This is a genomic window from Intrasporangium calvum DSM 43043, assembly GCF_000184685.1.
Taxonomy (GTDB): Bacteria; Actinomycetota; Actinomycetes; order Actinomycetales; family Dermatophilaceae; genus Intrasporangium; species Intrasporangium calvum.
The window spans coordinates 1147549-1163109 of record NC_014830.1 but is presented as its reverse complement, the minus strand read 5'-3'; the positions used below and the strand labels follow the sequence as shown (position 1 = coordinate 1163109).

General features: G+C 70.8%; 15 protein-coding genes. 8 read left to right on the top strand and 7 right to left on the bottom strand.

Features of this window, described 5'->3' with window-relative positions; genetic code table 11:
• Position 1: 1 nt before the first annotated feature.
• The 4 genes from INTCA_RS05295 to INTCA_RS05280 all read left to right on the top strand — a co-directional run bounded on the left by INTCA_RS05295 (position 2) and on the right by INTCA_RS05280 (position 4282).
• Positions 2 to 997, top strand: coding sequence for a quinone oxidoreductase family protein (locus tag INTCA_RS05295; protein WP_013491894.1), 996 nt, complete (start codon positions 2 to 4; stop codon positions 995 to 997).
• A complete protein-coding gene (locus tag INTCA_RS05290; RefSeq protein ID WP_013491893.1) occupies positions 994 to 2574 on the top strand; it encodes an amidohydrolase in 1581 nt (526 codons plus the stop codon). The genes INTCA_RS05295 and INTCA_RS05290 overlap by 4 nt, the downstream gene beginning before the upstream one ends.
• A 244-nt stretch (positions 2575 to 2818) precedes the next feature.
• Positions 2819 to 3715, top strand: a complete 897-nt coding sequence (locus tag INTCA_RS05285) for a type IV toxin-antitoxin system AbiEi family antitoxin domain-containing protein (RefSeq protein ID WP_013491892.1) — start codon at positions 2819 to 2821, stop codon at positions 3713 to 3715.
• A gap of 63 nt (positions 3716 to 3778) precedes the next feature.
• Positions 3779 to 4282: a carboxymuconolactone decarboxylase family protein gene (locus INTCA_RS05280; RefSeq protein ID WP_013491891.1), complete on the top strand. Its 504-nt coding sequence runs from the start codon at positions 3779 to 3781 to the stop codon at positions 4280 to 4282.
• A gap of 6 nt (positions 4283 to 4288) precedes the next feature.
• Here INTCA_RS05280 and INTCA_RS05275 read toward each other — a convergent pair whose 3' ends face one another.
• From INTCA_RS05275 to INTCA_RS05250, 6 genes are all read right to left on the bottom strand, one after another.
• Positions 4289 to 4504 (bottom strand): hypothetical protein, encoded by a 216-nt coding sequence (locus INTCA_RS05275; protein WP_013491890.1) that lies wholly within the window; start codon positions 4502 to 4504, stop codon positions 4289 to 4291.
• Positions 4505 to 4511: 7 nt separating this feature from the next.
• A complete protein-coding gene (locus tag INTCA_RS05270; protein ID WP_013491889.1) occupies positions 4512 to 4865 on the bottom strand; it encodes a hypothetical protein in 354 nt (117 codons plus the stop codon).
• 9 nt (positions 4866 to 4874) lie between these two features.
• A complete protein-coding gene (locus tag INTCA_RS05265) occupies positions 4875 to 5573 on the bottom strand; it encodes an NUDIX hydrolase (protein WP_013491888.1) in 699 nt (232 codons plus the stop codon).
• Entirely contained in the window at positions 5570 to 6739 is a 1170-nt protein-coding gene (locus tag INTCA_RS05260) for a glycosyltransferase family 4 protein (RefSeq protein ID WP_013491887.1), read from the bottom strand. Before INTCA_RS05260 ends, INTCA_RS05265 begins: the two co-directional genes overlap by 4 nt.
• A 4-nt stretch (positions 6740 to 6743) precedes the next feature.
• Positions 6744 to 7277 (bottom strand): hypothetical protein, encoded by a 534-nt coding sequence (locus tag INTCA_RS05255; RefSeq protein WP_013491886.1) that lies wholly within the window; start codon positions 7275 to 7277, stop codon positions 6744 to 6746.
• 209 nt (positions 7278 to 7486) lie between these two features.
• The gene (locus tag INTCA_RS05250) at positions 7487 to 8911 is read right to left on the bottom strand and encodes a hypothetical protein (protein ID WP_013491885.1); all 1425 of its coding nucleotides are present in this window, start codon (positions 8909 to 8911) and stop codon (positions 7487 to 7489) included.
• 198 nt (positions 8912 to 9109) lie between these two features.
• Between INTCA_RS05250 and INTCA_RS05245 the strand changes: the two genes are divergently transcribed.
• Positions 9110 to 10393 carry an ISL3 family transposase gene (locus tag INTCA_RS05245; protein WP_218916289.1) on the top strand — a complete coding sequence of 428 codons (1284 nt, stop codon included), beginning with the start codon at positions 9110 to 9112 and terminating at the stop codon, positions 10391 to 10393.
• A gap of 109 nt (positions 10394 to 10502) precedes the next feature.
• On the opposite strand, the gene INTCA_RS05240 is transcribed toward INTCA_RS05245, so the two are convergent.
• The gene (locus INTCA_RS05240; RefSeq protein ID WP_013491882.1) at positions 10503 to 11222 is read right to left on the bottom strand and encodes an ABC transporter ATP-binding protein; all 720 of its coding nucleotides are present in this window, start codon (positions 11220 to 11222) and stop codon (positions 10503 to 10505) included.
• 580 nt (positions 11223 to 11802) lie between these two features.
• On the opposite strand from INTCA_RS05240, the gene INTCA_RS05235 reads away from it, so the two are divergent.
• From INTCA_RS05235 to INTCA_RS05225, 3 genes are read left to right on the top strand one after another with little or no spacing between them, the layout of a single operon-like run.
• A complete protein-coding gene (locus INTCA_RS05235; protein ID WP_041307287.1) occupies positions 11803 to 12645 on the top strand; it encodes a PIG-L deacetylase family protein in 843 nt (280 codons plus the stop codon).
• Entirely contained in the window at positions 12642 to 13856 is a 1215-nt protein-coding gene (locus tag INTCA_RS05230) for a lysylphosphatidylglycerol synthase transmembrane domain-containing protein (protein ID WP_013491879.1), read from the top strand. The genes INTCA_RS05235 and INTCA_RS05230 overlap by 4 nt, the downstream gene beginning before the upstream one ends.
• Positions 13810 to 15474, top strand: coding sequence for a long-chain-fatty-acid--CoA ligase (locus tag INTCA_RS05225; protein ID WP_013491878.1), 1665 nt, complete (start codon positions 13810 to 13812; stop codon positions 15472 to 15474). The genes INTCA_RS05230 and INTCA_RS05225 overlap by 47 nt, the downstream gene beginning before the upstream one ends.
• Positions 15475 to 15561: the final 87 nt, after the last annotated feature.

Below are 15561 nucleotides of genomic sequence, written 5' to 3'. Positions count from 1 at the left end.
CATGACGACTGCCAGAGGTGTCTTCGTCCGTGAGCACGGTGAGCACGACGTCCTCGAGGTTCGCGAGCACGACGTCCCCGACCCCGGTCCCGGCGAGGTCCAGGTCCGGGTCGCGGCCGCCGGGGTGAACTTCATCGACGTCTACCGACGCCAGGGCATCTATCCCGGCCAGCCCCCCTTCGTCCTCGGCGACGAGGGGGCCGGGACGGTGACCGCCGTCGGGGAGGGGGTCACCGCGTTCGCCGTCGGCGACAGGGTCGGGTGGGCCCAGGCGAACGGCAGTGAGAGCACGCTCGTCAACCAGCCCGTGGAGCCGCTCGTCACCGTCCCCGACGGGGTCGACCTCGAGATCGCCGCGGCCGCCCTGCTCCAGGGGATGACGGCGCACTACCTCGCGAACAGCACGTATGCCGCCGGGCCCGGTGACGTCGCCCTGGTGCACGCCGCGGCGGGCGGGGTGGGGCAGCTCCTCGTCCAGCTGCTCGTCGCCAAGGGGACCACCGTCGTCGCGACGGCTGGGTCGAGCGAGAAGCTCGAGATCGCGAGGCGGCTCGGCGCCGCGCACCTCATCAACTACGCGGAGGTGCCCGACCTCGCGGCGGCGGTCCGCGAGGCCGCCGGTCGTGGGGTCGACGTGGCCTACGACGGGGTCGGCAAGGCGACGTTCGACGCCTCCCTCGCCTCGCTCCGGCCGCGGGGACTCATGGTGCTCTTCGGCGGCGCGAGCGGGCAGGTGCCACCGTTCGACCTGCAGCGGCTCAACGCCGGCGGCTCGCTCTTCGTCACCCGCCCCAAGCTCGCCGACCACCTCGGCGACCGGTCCGAGCTCGAGTGGCGGGCCCGTGAGGTGTTCGAGGCCATCGCGGCCGGGAGCCTCACCATCGAGGTCGGCGGCCGGTACCCCTTCGACCAGGCAGCCGAGGCGTACGCGGCCCTCGAGGGCCGGCGGACCACCGGCAAGCTCATCCTCGTCCCCTCGGGCGGGGACGCTGCGTGACCCGCAGCCTGTTCCGGCACCACCGCATCTGGACCGGTGACCGCGAGTCACCCTGGACCACCGCCCTGCTCGTCGAGGACGGCCGGGTCGTGGCGGTCGGGGACGAGGCGCGTGCCGGCGGTGCCGCCGAGGTGGTCGACCTACCCGGCGCCCTCGTCATGCCGGGCCTGCACGACGCGCACATCCACACCGAGTGGGTGGCCCGAGACCTCGCCGAGGTGGACCTACGGGAGGCCCGCTCGCTCGAGGAGTCCCTCGGACTGATCCGCGACCACGTCGCCTCCTCCCCCGCCGGTCGGCCCCTCAGCTCGGGTCGGTGGAACAGCAACCGGTGGGCCGTCCCCGTGCAACCGGACCGGCACGCCCTGGACTCCGTGACCGAGGACCGGGTGGCCGTCCTCGACTCCGTCGACGGCCACACCGTCTGGGCCAACTCCCTGGCCCTGCACCGGGCCGGGATCACCCGGGACACCCCCGACCCCGTCGGCGGCGAGATCGTCCGCGACGCGCAGGGCGAACCCACGGGCATCCTGCGCGAGTCCGCCCAGCGCCTCGTGGACCCGCTCATCGAGGGTGAGGGCGCCGAGCCGCTCCGGCCCCTCCTCGAGCGCTGCCAGCAGTGGCTGCTGTCCGTCGGGCTGACGAGCATCACTGACATCGACGGCGAGGACGCCCGAGCGGCCTACCTCGCGATGCACGCGGACGGCGCACTCCGGTTGCGCGTGACCAAGTGCGTCCGCGACCCGGACCTCGAGCGCGCCGTGGCCGAGGGCCGCCGCTCCGGTCAGGGCGACGACCGCTTCCGGGTGGGGCCGGTCAAGTTCTTCAGCGACGGGGCCCTCGGGTCGCACACCGCCCACATGAGCGAGCCCTATGTCGGCAGCATGGCCGGGCACGGGTCGTGCGGCATCGCGGTCACCCCGTATCCCGTTCTGGTGGAACGGATCCGCATGTCCCTGGCCGCGGGCCTCGACGTCGCGACGCACGCGATCGGGGACGAGGCCAACCGGCTCGTGCTCGACGCATTCGGCCTGATGCGCGAGGAGGGCCACCGCGGCATCCTGCGCATCGAGCACGCCCAGCACGTGCGGCCCGTCGATCTGCCACGGTTCCGCAGCCTCGACGTCGTCGCGTCGATGCAGCCGAGCCACTGCACCGCGGACCTCGAGCTGGCCGACGAGATCATCGGGCCCCGCCGCCTTGCCTCGTACGCCTGGCGCTCCTTCCTCGACGCCGACATCCGCGTCGCCTTCGGCTCGGACGCGCCGGTCGAGGACCCCAACCCGTTCTACGGTCTCCACGCGGCGGTGACCCGACAACGCCCGGACGGCACCCCCCTTGGGGGCTGGCGGCCCGAGGAACGGGTCACGCTCGACGAGGCGGTCCGCGCCTACACGGTCGGGGCCCAGGCAGCCGTCAGGCGTACTGACGTGGGGCGCCTCGCCGCCGGTCAGCTCGCCGACTTCATCTGTGTCGACCGCGACCCCTGGGCCCTCGAGATCGTCGACCCGATGGCGATCCGGGACACCACCGTGCTGCAGACCTGGGTGGGCGCGGAGCTCGCCTTCGAGCACTGAGCCCAGCACACCCCGTCCCACCGAGAACGCGCCTCGGGGACCGAGCCCAGCGGCACACCCCGCCCCACCGAGAACGCGCCTCGGGGACCGAGCCCAGCGGCATACGGCTGGCTCGTCGGACACCCGAAGTCCCGATCTCACCCCGGGACCCCGCTTCAGCCCCCTCACGGGCCTCAGTTCCAGTGTCTGACGGGCCTGTGGACATCTCCGGGGGCGGGCAACCCGGATCAGGCACCGTGGCCCCATGACCGAAGTGGCAGACCGGCTGGCCCGTCTCGGCGGGGTCGCGACGCGACAAGAGCTGCTCGCAGTGCTCACCCGCAACGAGCTGCGCCGGGCCATCGACGACGGCCAGATCGAGCGGGCCAGGCGCGGGCGCTACATCCTGGGACCGGGCGACGCCGCGATCCGACTGGCCCACGAGCTGTCCGCGACCGTCGGGCTCCGCTCGGCTGCACTGGCCCACGGCTGGAAGGTGAGGACCACCCCGTCGCGTCCGGAGCTCATCGTCCCGCCGGGACGCAAGGTGGCCGGTGAAAAGCGCGCCACCTTCCGCAGGTCGAAGCTCGCGGAGGGCGACAGGGAGGGCCCGTTCACCACTCCGATGCGCACCGTCATCGACTGTGCCCGCGCCTTGCCGCTGACCGAGGCGCTCTCCGTGGCCGATTCGGCCCTTCGCAGCCGGACACTGCGGGCGAGCGACTTCCTCGCGGCCGCCGCCATGGTTCGTGGAGCAGGACGAACCCGCGTCCTCCGGGTCCTGCTCAACGCGTCGGGCAAGGCGGCCAATCCTTTCGAGTCCACGCTCCGGGCCATCGGCCTCGGCGTGCCGGGCCTGGACCTGCGTCCTCAGGTGCCGTTGCGCGTGGCGGGCAAGCGCGTGGTCCCCGATCTCGTGGACGAGACGCTGCGGCTGGTCGTCGAGGCCGACAGCCACGAGTTCCACACGGAGCGAGACCAGCTCGACAGCGACTGCTGGCGCTACGACGAGCTGACGCTGGGCGGGTGGCGGGTGTTCCGGTTCTCGTGGCCGCAGGTGATGCACCGCCAAGCCTGGGTCACGTCGGTGCTGACCAGGGCCGCGGGCGCTGTGGACCTCCGGACATACAAAGCTGCGATGGACGCCGCCCGCCGCGCGTGACGTGAAGCGCACACTCGGGTTGTGATGTCTGAACGGCCGGCCCCGCCGGAGTAGCGTCGGGCCATGGAAGGCCACCGTTACGTCTACACCGACAAGCAGCAGCCCACCGTCCACGGCGCCATGGCGGCGGTCTCCTCGGAGATCCGTGAGCGCGCGGCGGAGCACGGCATCGACCACGTCGTCCTCGAGCTGGTCAACCTGCGCGCCTCACAGATCAACGGCTGCGCCTTCTGCCTCCACCTCCACACCCACATGGCCCTGCGCGCCGGCGAGTCCCCGCAGCGGATCGCGGTGCTCCCCGCCTGGCGTGAGTCCGGACTGTTCACCCGGGTCGAAGAGGCTGCGCTGCGGATCGCGGAGGCCGTGACCCGGGTCGCCGAGCGGCACCTCACCGACGACGAGTACGACCTGCTCCGTGAGGACCTCACCGACGACCAGCTGGCGTTGCTCGTCTACGCGGCGTCGATGATCAACGCCTTCAACCGGATCTCGATCCTCAGCCACCACCCGGTGACCTACCGCGAGGAGTTCGGGGCACTCCCGAGAGGGAGCCGGCCTGCGACGTGACCGTCCTCAGTCGTTGCCGGGGACGACGGCGAGCAGCAGCGTCGCGAAGAGCGTCAGCGCACCCACGACGACGAGGAAGATCCCGATGATCCCGACGCCGCCCGCGCCGTCAACGGTCGACGTGAGCCGCCGCCGACGGCCGAGGACGGCGAGCAGTGTCCCGGCGACGACCCACGCCAGACCGATGAGGAGCCCGGCGAGGACGCCGGCGTTCCAACGCACCGGCCGGTTACCAGAGGGCGGCGACGAGCGTCGCCGCGAGCCCGGCCGCGCCCGTCGCGTCGAGCTGGGTCCGCGCCGACTTGTTCTTGCGGGAGCGGGCGTGGCCGATCTCGGCCAGGGCGACGATGACGAGCGCCAGGACGAGCTTGGTGGTGATCTTGGGGTAGTTGAGCGACCACTCGGGCTGCAGCGGACCCTCGAGCAGGCCGACGATGAGGATGCCGGTGAGCAGCTGCAGCCGGGCCGCCCAGACGATGGGGACCGGGAAGCGCTTGGCGCCGCGGGAGAGCACCCACCCGCCGACGATGACGGCCATGCCGAGCAGATGAAGGACGACGACAAGGTCGTAGAGGAATTCCATGCGGGCATCCTATGGAGCAGCCGCGACCAGGTCGGGCAGGTGGTGCCACGAGTGGCTGAGACGCAGGTCGCCCAGGTCGTCGAGGGACACCCATCGCGCGTCCGCCGTGGTGCCTCCGACGTCGTGGATGACGACGTCTCGCGGCTCGGGGCAGGTGGCCCGGTAGACGATGCGCACGGCGTGGAAGTCCTCGAGCACTCCGCCCGGGGCCCGGCCGATCCAGTGCGACGACTGCACCTCGAGAAGGGACTCCACCTCGATCCGTTGGCCGGTCTCCTCCCACACCTCCCGGTGCACGGCCTCAATGGGCGACTCACCGTCGTCGAGGCCCCCACCGGGCAGCCCCCAGTCGCCCGCCACGTGGGTCTGGTCGTTGAACTGCGTCAGGAGCAGTCCGTGCCGGCTCGTCACGAGCGCGTAGGCCGCCACCCGCTGGTAGGGGTCACCCACCTCGTCGGGCCCGACGCCGGGGTCGCGGGGGACGTCCTCCTCCTTGAGCCGTATGCCGCTCAGCTCGCTCACGCGATAGCTGACCTCGAGCGCCCCGCCGTCCACGACGTCTGCCGCCAGGGCGGACTCGGCGAGCCAGCCCTGCCGCGCGAGGAGCGCCTCGGGGTGCTCACCGTGGGCCAGGCGACCTGCGTCCACGCGCGTGCCGTCCCGGTGGGAGCCGAGGACCCGGATGCCTCCCGGGACGTTGGTCCTCACCGGTGACTGGCCTTGCCGGTCAGGGCGATCGCGCGCTCGTACTCCGCGACCGCGAGCGCCGCCACGTGCGGCCAGTCCTGCTCCGGCGAGTGATCGAGGTTCCATCGGCGCATCCGCTCGACCCTGCCGCGGTCCACGGCGAGGCCCGCGAGCGCCCCGGCCATGACGGCGTCGTCCGGCACGATCAGGCCGCCGACGTCGTGGGTCACGAACTCGCCGACCCCGGACCCGGCCCGGGCCACGACGGGCAGGCCTGCCGTTCGCGCCTCCAGTGCTGCGATGCCGAAGGACTCGAGCTCGGACGGTGAGACGTAGACGTCGGCCGCCGCATACCGTTCGCGCAGCTCGTCCCGCGGGACCCGGCCGGGGAGGGACACCCACCCGATGCCGTGGGTGTCGAGGTACGACTCGACCCTACGGCGGTCCGGTCCCTCGCCGAGGATCGTCAGGCTGAGGGATCCCCGGCCGGCCAGCCGCTCGGCGCGCGCGACGAGCTCGACGAGGGCCCGGGGTCGCTTGCGGGGCGCGAGACGCATGGCGGTGATGAGTCGGAGCGGCGGAGATTGCACACTCGATGGTTGGGCCGCCCCCTGCGTCGAGTGGGCACTGCGTGACGGACGCCAGTGCGCGACGTCGATGCCGTTGGGCAGGACGGTGACCGCCGCCGCCGGGCCGACGAGCTCGCGCAAGGGCGCCGCTGCGACGCCGGACACCGCCGACATCGCCACCCCGCGGGCGGCCCACCGGTGCACGAAACCCGCCACCGCAAAGCCCGGCGCGACCTGGCCGAGCATGCAGTGCCAGGTCATCGCCGTCGGCAGGCCCAGATCGAGTGTGACGCGGGTGCCGTCCCACGCGAAGGGTGAGACGACACCGGTCTGGACGTGGGCAACGTCGAAGCCGCCAGCGGTCAGCCGGCGGCGAAGCTCGCGAGGCGCGAGGGGGTTGACCGGCAGCTCCCACGGGAGCCGGATCGCCAGTCGGTGCACGGGGATGCCGTCCACGGGCGTGATCTCGCCGCGCAGCTGCCCTTCGGGACCGGGCGTCGCGGTGAACACCTCCACCTCGTGCCCCAGAGCGACCAGATGCTGAGCAAGGTCGTGGGACTGCACCTCGATCCCACCCAGCCGGGGCAGGTAGCAGTCGGTCAGCAGCGCCACCTTCACGGGATCACTCTGTCATGCGTCGACCCGTTCCGAGGAGGCCGGCCCGGACGCTCGCGAGGAGCATCCGACCGTCACCGAAGACGGGCAGGAGGAAGACGACGTGTGCTGCATACCACCAGGCGAGTCCCGACGCGGGAAGCGCCACCCACCACGCCGCCGCGGCGAGGAGGCAGGCGCCCGGTCCGCCCACGGCCACGAGTCCGACCTGCCGGGACGACAGGGCGCCCACCGGTGCGACGGAGAAGCGCCACGCCGTGCGCTCCAGGGTGATGTGGGTGATCCCCGGCATCCGTCGGAGCAGGACGACGTGGGTCGCCTCATGCAGGGCGAATGAGCCGACGAGACCCACCACGACCATCCTGCCGAAGCCCGCCGCCACGTCGAGGAGGCTGCGGTCGCCCGACAGGGCGAGCCAGATCGCTGCGCCGGTGAACTGCACGACCACGAGACCGAGCAGCGGCCAGACCTGCGCCGCCACTCCCCCGACGACGTGGCGCAGCTGCACCTCGGCAGCCGGCCACGTCCGCACGCCAGCCATGGGACCGCTCCCGGATCAGGTCAGCCCGGTAGGCCTTGAGAGCGTGGAAGGCGAGCTGGGTGAGGGTGACGAGCCCGAAGAGGACCACGAAGACCACGATCAGACCCACGGGGTCGTCCACCCCCATCGACGAGCCGATGACCCCCTCCCGCACCTCGCGGGTCTCGAAGAAGACCGCGCCGAAGAGGCCCTCCTTGCGAATGTTGTCCTCATCCGTCGAGAACATGAGATAGAGCAGAGCTCCCGCCGCGACCACGAGCGTGAGCAATGCCGCCCCGACCGCGCTGTTGACGACCAGAAGCGCCTTCTTCATTTCTTCTCCTTGAATCAGTTGCTCGTATTCCTTGAACGCTGTACCAGACCACGAGAATGGCCGTTCCGAGGGCAATGGTGAAAACCACCGGGGGTGGCAGCTGGAGAATTCCCAATGCGATTCCCCCCAGGCCGAGAACAGCGGCGGTGATGGCCAGCCCGAGGAACACGGAGAAGGGATTGTCGTTTTCCGCGGGAAAGGCAATTCCGATGCAGATCGCGATGAGGGCCCCCCCGGCACAGCCGACCAGGGCGGGGGCCGAACCGCCGAGCTCGCCCGGGCGAACCGCGGCCACGACCGCCACGGACGGGACGGCCAGTGCCAGCAGGAGGACGAACTGGGCCTTGACGAGGCGTCCGTAGGTCCGCCAGGCCGACGCCCCGTCGGCCACCAGCACGCGCAAGGGCTCCGTCGAGGCGAACTGGTAGAGGCCGCTCATCGAGAGCACGGCGAGCGCCCACAGCGGGTTGGCCACGGGCTCGAGGCACAGACCGACGAAGACGGCCACCGCGACGGCGATCGCCAGCCACGTCTGCGAGCTGCGCAGCAGGCACCGGTCGTACGGGCCGAGACGGCGGGCGACCGGCCAGCCGAACGGCACGTTGAGGTAGCGCGAGTGGGGAACGTGCTCGCTGGGGGTGGCCCAGAGCGCGACGGCCACGAGTGTCACTGCGGCCAGGAGGAACACGCCCGCCATGGCGACGGGTCCATACTGGTGCGTGAGCCAGGCGAGGGCTGCGACCCAGACGAACTCGGTGCGGTCCGAGAGGTAGGCCGCGGTCGCCTGGGAGGAGAGCGGCCCCAACCTCGACGCGTAGAGCGTGAGCAGGCCGAACATGATGAGGATGAGAAGGATGCCCTGGACGCGCCTCAACCCAATCAGGGACAGGACCCGTCCGAGCACGAGGTAGGCGGCGCTCAGCGCGAGGTAGGTGAGGATGATCGGGAAGACGATCGCCTCGAGCAGCCTCGGCACCACAGCCGGTCCCAGCAGGGCGACCGCTGCCGCGGTGAGGGAGGTGAACCCGACGGCGGAGACCATGCCGGCCATCGTGGCCTCGTAGATGAGCAGGGCCGCCGCTCGCTCCCGGTTGGTCAACGGCAGGTGGAAGCTCAGCTCCAGCATCCCCGATGCGTTGAGGAACAGGACCTTGACGAGGAGAAAGGCGATCTGGACCCAGAGCACCACGGAGACGGTCGACATCTCGAACAGCAGTCCCCACACCTTGGGTTCGGAGGCCATCGGCTCGAGGAAGAAGTACGCGGCGATGGCCCCCGTGACGAGGATGGTGCCCACCGCCGCCAGCGCGAGCACCTTCACGGGTCTTCGAAGTTAGCCGGGCAGGGTCCGGGTCCGCGTCGGTGACGTGAGGGGCCCGTGACCTCGGTGATCATGGCTGTTGTCTACGCAGTCGTGTCACGAAGTGAGGTCACGGGCTTGAGCCAGCCTACGCAATGTCAGCATGTCCACGACCCGGCTGAGCACGCCTCCCGGCTGCTCGGCCTGGAGGGGGTCGCCGTGCAGCGAGTTGAGCTCGACGCGTTCGGGGGACGGGTGGTGCACGTGGTCACCGAGGACGAGACGGCGGCGGCGTGCCCGTCCTGCGGGGTGTTCTCCACCTCGGTCAAGGAACGAGTCCGTACCCGCCCACGGGATGTGCCGCACGGTCGGGTGCCGTTGCGGCTGGTGTGGCACAAGACGAGGTGGCGGTGTCGCGAACCGCTCTGTGACAGAGTGACGTTCACTGAGTCCCTGCCGCAGGTCCCGGCCCGTACGCGGCTGACCATGCGGCTGCGGCAGCTGGTCGGGGCCGGTGTCGCCGACGGGTTCTCCTGCGTGCTGGCCGCGGCCCGGGCGCACGGGGTGTCCTGGCCGGTCGCGCACGCCGCGTTCGTCGAGCACGTCACCCCTCTCCTCGAGCAGGAGCTGCCGGCGGTGGCCGTGCTCGGGATCGACGAGACCCGCCGCGGCAAGCCGGTCTGGGCCCAAGACCCGGTGACGGGTCGGTGGAAGGTGCTGCACGACCGGTGGCACACCGCCGTCGTGGACGCGGCCGGCACGGCCGGGCTGCTCGCGCACATCGACGGACGGACCGCCTCGTCTGTAGCCGGCTGGCTTGCCGGCCAGCCGGATGCGTGGAGGACGCAGGTGACGCATGTGGCGATCGACTTGTCCGCCTCGTACGCCAAGGCCGTGCGCGACGCCCTTCCGGACGCGGTCCTGGTCGCCGACAAGTTCCACCTCGTCGCACTCGGCAACCAGATGCTCACCGAGGTGCGCCAGCACGCCACCCGGCAGGCCCGCGGCCGCCGCGGCCGGAAGAAGGACCCCGAGTGGGCCGCCCGCCGGCGGCTGCTGCTCGGCCACGAACGGCTCACCCACGATGCGTTCGCGAGGCTCTGGAACGCGCTGGTCGACGCGGGCGAGCCGGGCGCCGAGGTGCTGCACGCGTACGCCGTGAAGGAGCGACTGCGCTCCCTGCTCGCGCTGGCCCCGGGCGCGGACCGTGAGCTCATCTCGCACCGGCTGTACCGGTTCTACGCCCAGGCCGCCGCGAGTGACCTGCCCGAGGCCCACCGCCTCGCGCAGACCATCGAGACCTGGTGGCCGGCCGTGCTCGCCGCGATCACCACCGGCTACACCAACGCCCGCTCCGAGGGCTACAACCGCCTCGCCAAGCACGTCGGACGGGACGCCTTCGGCTTCCGCAATCCGGTCAACCAGAGACGCCGGATACGGTGGGCCTGCACCCGCCAACACCGGCGGGCGTCAGCCACGACTCACCACACACTGCCCGGCTAAGTTCGATGAGCCACCTTCACCGCGGTGGAGCGGAGCACGCCCATGCGGGTCACCCGGCGGATGAAGAAGCGCAGGAGCATCCGAGCCAGGACCAGTGAGCTGCGCAGTCTCATGGACGGGGCTCCGCGTCCAGGTGGCCGAAGACCATCGCCGAGAGGGAGCCGTGTTCGTCGATGACCGAATCCGTGCTCGCGTCGGTCACGAGCACACCGTGGTCGAGGAAGAGGACGCGGTCCGCGAGCCGTTCGAGCAGCGCGAAGTCGTGCGTGCAGAGGATGACCGAACGACCTTCGGCCCTCAGCCGCGCCAGCTCCTTCTCAGTCCGGTGGAGTGCCTCGATGTCGATCCCGTTCAAGGTCTCGTCGATGATCGTGAGCGGGCGGCGCATGAGCAGTGCTGAGACGAGCTGCGTCTTCTTCCGCATCCCGTGGGAGTAGTCCTCGATGAGGTCGTCGTAGCGTCCCGCCATCGAGAAGGTCTCGAAGAGCCGGTCTGCAGCCGTGTGCTCAACCGCGACGCCATAGAGCCGCCCGAGCATCTCGATGTACTCGCGGCCCGTGAGGAACTGCGGTAGGTAGTCGTTGCTCGCGAGGTACATCGCCACCGACTTGGCCGCGGGCGAGGCGTGCTCGTGGCCGCCGACGGCGATCGTCCCGGACTGCAGTCGGAGCAGGTCGAAGACCGTCTTGATGAGGGTCGACTTCCCCGAGCCGTTGGGGCCGAGCAGCCCCACGATCTCGCCGGCGTCGACCGTGAAGCCGACCTCCTCGAGGACGGTCACGAACCCGTCGTACGAGTAGGTGACCCCAGAGACTTCAAGCGCTGGCATGGCGGTGTCCCTTCTCGGTGCAGCGTGCGGTGCGACGGGTGACCGGCCCAGGCATCCTGGGCCGTGAGCCGGCCACCCGTCGTCGAGCTCAGCGGGTCGGCGTCAGCCGGTCACCCGCTACACACACTCGAAGTAGACGCTCAGCCCGAAGTTCCGGAACGACCAGCGACCGGTCAACTTCAGTATGGAGACGGTGGTCAGGGACATCGCTGGGACAGACATGCGAACCACTTTCCTTTCCGTGAACTCGTTTTCCCCTGAGTCGTTCAAAGATGAACGAAAAACGTCGCGTTCTGGATAGAAAGGGCCCCCTGCGACGCGTTTAGCCAAGCAATGGGGCGACTCCCGTGTCAACCCGGCGACGGCGAATACCGAGATTATTTACTCGCCCTTTACCCATACCGCCGGTAGCCCTGGACGCCGGGACCCGGCCCGGGCGCACCAAGGCACCGCGAGGAGGTCGTCCTCGGCTAACGTGGCTCGACCGGTTGCACCAGCGGGTGGCACGACCGGGTGGCACGGGGCCCACGCCTCGAAGTTGACGGGGGAACGCGGCGGGATGCGCAAAGATGGCCGAGACATGTCGTACACCCTCCTGGCGTTCCACGCGCACCCTGACGACGAGGCGCTCCTCACCTCGGGGACGATGGCGCGCGCCGCGGCGGAAGGGCACCGGGTCGTCCTCGTCGTCGCCACCTACGGCGAGCTCGGACTGGCATCGCAGGCGTATGCGGCCGGCGGCCTCGCCATCCAACGCCGGCGCGAGCTCGAGGAGAGCGCCCGGGCACTGGGCGTCGGACGCGTCGAGCACCTCGGCTATGCCGACAGCGGCCTGGACCCGGACCCGCCGCCGGATCCACCGGGACGCACCAGGTTCGTCAGGGCCGACACGGACGAAGCAGCCCGACGGCTGGCTGCGATCCTCTGGCAGGAGCGGGTCGACGTCCTCCTCGGCTATGACGCCAACGGCGGGTACGGCCACCCGGACCACCGGAAGGTCCACGCGGTCGCGCGCCGTGCCGCAGAGCTCGCCGGCACCCCGAGGCTGCTCGAGGCGACGGTCCCACGCGACACCATCTCCAGCGCCCTCGACCTGGTCGGCAAGGTCTACCGCTTCCCCCCCGAGTTCGACCGAGTCAGCTTCGAGCGCGCCTTCTCCGCGCGGAGCGAGATCACCCATCGGATCAACGTCCGGCGGCACATCCCGGCCAAGCGGGCCTCGATGCGGGCCCACGCCTCCCAGTCGAGTGCCGACGGCGGCGCCGACCGCACCCTCGCCGCCTTCCTTCGGATCCCACGGCCCCTCTACGACCTCGTGTTCGGGCGGGAGTGGTTCGTCGACGCGACCCCCCACCTGACGGGCCGCGGATCGGGAAGTGAGCCCAGCGGCATACAGCATGACGTCTTCGCGGGCCTGACGTGACCGGCACGCGGGTCCGGAAGGCCATCCAGTTCGTCGTCGGGATCGGGCTGGCCGTCTTCCTGCTGTGGTGGGGCCTGCCGCGCATCGCGCACACGACGTGGACCGACGTCTGGCGCACCCTGTCGGGGCTGCGGCTCGGGACCGTCGTCGGCCTCACCGTCCTCATGATCTCCGGGCTGTGGCTCGTCACCTTCCTCTACACCGGCTCGCTCAAGGGTCTGACGCATGCGCAGGCGATGATCGTCAACGCCTGCGGCAGCTCGATCGGCAACCTCCTCCCGGGGGGCGGCGCGGCCGGCGTCGTCGTCACCTACAAGCAGCTGCGGTCCTGGGGTTTCCTCCGTCGCGACATCTCGACCATGGTGATCGTCACCGGCGTGTGGAACGTCCTCGCCCGCGTCGTCCTGCCCGTCGTCGGGATCCTCGCGATCCTCGTCGGGATCGGCCATCTCAACCCCGTCGTCGCCCAGGCCGCCGTCATCGGAGCGCTCATCGGGCTCGCCGTCATCGTCGCCTTCTGGGGCATCCTCGCCTCCGAGGTCTTCGCCCACAAGCTCGGTTGGTGGGCGACGCGGGCGTGGCGCCGGGTCCGCGGGAGGAGGGCCGCGCACACCGACCTCGAGAAGACGATCGTCGGCATGCGCCACGACATCATCGAGATCGTCCGCTACGGCTGGCTCGAGATGACCTACGGGCTGATCGGCTTCTTCGGCGTCTACTACATCCTCTTCTGGTTCTGCCTCAACTCGATGGGCGTCCAGATGCCGTTTGCGTACATGTTCGGTGCCTACACCGTCGGACGGCTGCTCACCGCGGTCGGCATCACGCCCGGCGGGCTCGGAGTGACCGAGGCCGGGACCGCCGCCGTGCTCGTCGGGTGGGGCGCCGACCCGGCCCTGGCCACCGCGGGGGTCGTCCTCTTCTCCCTCTACACCCACTTCTTCGAGGTGCCCCTCGGAGTCCTCGGCTGGTTCCTGTGGTCGATCAGCCCCAAGACGATCCCGGCCGACGAGGATCACCACGAGGGCATCACCCGAGCCTCCGTCAGCGTGCCGGGGCTCCACGAGCAGCTGACGACAGGCGAACACGGCCGCCGGCCGCGCCCAGAGCAGATCCAGCGAAACCAGAAAGAAGGAACGGGCCGTGGCCAACGACGCTGTGGGGATGGAACGGATCTGGCTGGGCAGCTACGCCGAGGGCGTTCCCGCTGACATCGAGCCCGTGACACAGTCACTGACCGACCTGTTGGACGCCGCAGTTGCGCGGTTCGGGGACCGGGTGGCCCTCGAGTTCTTCGAGGCAGAGACGACATATGCGCAGCTCGACGCGCAGGTGGCGCAGGCTGCGGAGGGCCTGCGGCGGCTCGGGGTCCGCAAGGGCGACCGGGTGGCGCTGGTCCTGCCCAACTGTCCTCAGCACGTCGTCGCCTTCTACGGCGTGCTCCGACTCGGCGCCGTGGTGGTCGAGCACAATCCGCTCTACACGGCGACCGAGATGGCGACGCAGTTCACGGACCACGAGGCCACGGTCGCCATCGTCTGGGACAAGGTCGCCCCCATCGTGAGCAAGCTCCCCGGTGTCACGCACGTCATCGCCGTCAACCTCGTCCACGCCATGCCCCTCGTCAAGCGGCTCGCTCTCGGCCTCCCCGTCCCGAAGGTGCGCGCCCTCCGGTCCGCCCTCACCGGGCCCGCGCCCGGCAGCATCCCGTGGGGGCAGCTGCTGCGGCAGGGCCGGATCGACCCGAACCACCCGAAGCCGGCTGTGGACGACCTCGCCGTCATCCAGTACACGAGTGGCACCACGGGTGTCCCGAAGGGGGCCATGCTGAGCCACCTCAACCTCGCCGCCAACGCCGCGCAGGGCCGGGCGTGGGTTCCCGGCCTGGTCCCGGGCCAGGAGGTCGTCTACGGCGTGCTGCCGATGTTCCACGCGTACGGGCTCACGCTGTGCCTGACGTTCGCGATGAGCATGGGTGCCCGGCTGGTGCTCTTCCCGAAGTTCGACGTCGACCTGCTCCTGGCGGCTGCGAAGAAGCACCCTCCGACGTTCATCCCCGCCGTGCCGCCGATCTACGAGAAGTTCGCCTCTGAGGCACGGGCCCGCGGTGTCGACCTGTCCACGGCCCGCTTCGCGATCTCCGGGGCGATGGCCCTGCCGACCGAGACGCTCGAGCTGTGGGAGTCGGTGACCGGCGGCCTGCTCATCGAGGGCTACGGCCTCACCGAGTCGTCGCCCGTCGCCGTCGGCAACCCCATCGGCCTCGCGCGCCGCCCGGGCGCGGTCGGCGTCCCCTTCCCGAGCACGGAGATCCGGGTCGTCGACCCCGAACGCCCGACCGTCGACCGGTCCCCCGGTGAGCGCGGCGAGCTGCTCGTGCGGGGGCCCCAGGTGTTCTCGGGGTACTGGAGGAAGCCGGAGGAGACGGCGCTCTCCCTCCTCGACGGAGGGTGGCTGCGCACGGGCGACATCGTCGAGGTGGACGGCGACGGATTCGTCTCGGTCGTCGACCGCATCAAGGAGGTCATCATCACCGGGGGCTTCAACGTCATGCCGTCCGAGGTGGAGACGGTCCTCAGACACTTCCCCGGGGTGACCGACGCCGCCGTGGTCGGGCTGCCGAGGAGCGACGGCAGCGAGGAGGTCGTCGCCGCAGTCACGGTGGAGGACCCGGACGCGTTCGATCCCGAGGCCGCCCGGGAGCACTGCCGCACCCACTTGGCCGCCTACAAGGTGCCCCGTCGGGTCGAGGTCCTCGAGGACCTGCCGAGGACGATCATCGGCAAGGTGCTCCGCCGCGAGGTGCGGGACCTGCTGTTGGCCGGCTGACGCGTTCGCCGTATGCCGCTGGGCTCGTTCTCCGGGCTCGTTCTCCGGGCTCGTTCTCCGGGCTCGTTCTCCGGGCTCGTTCCCGGC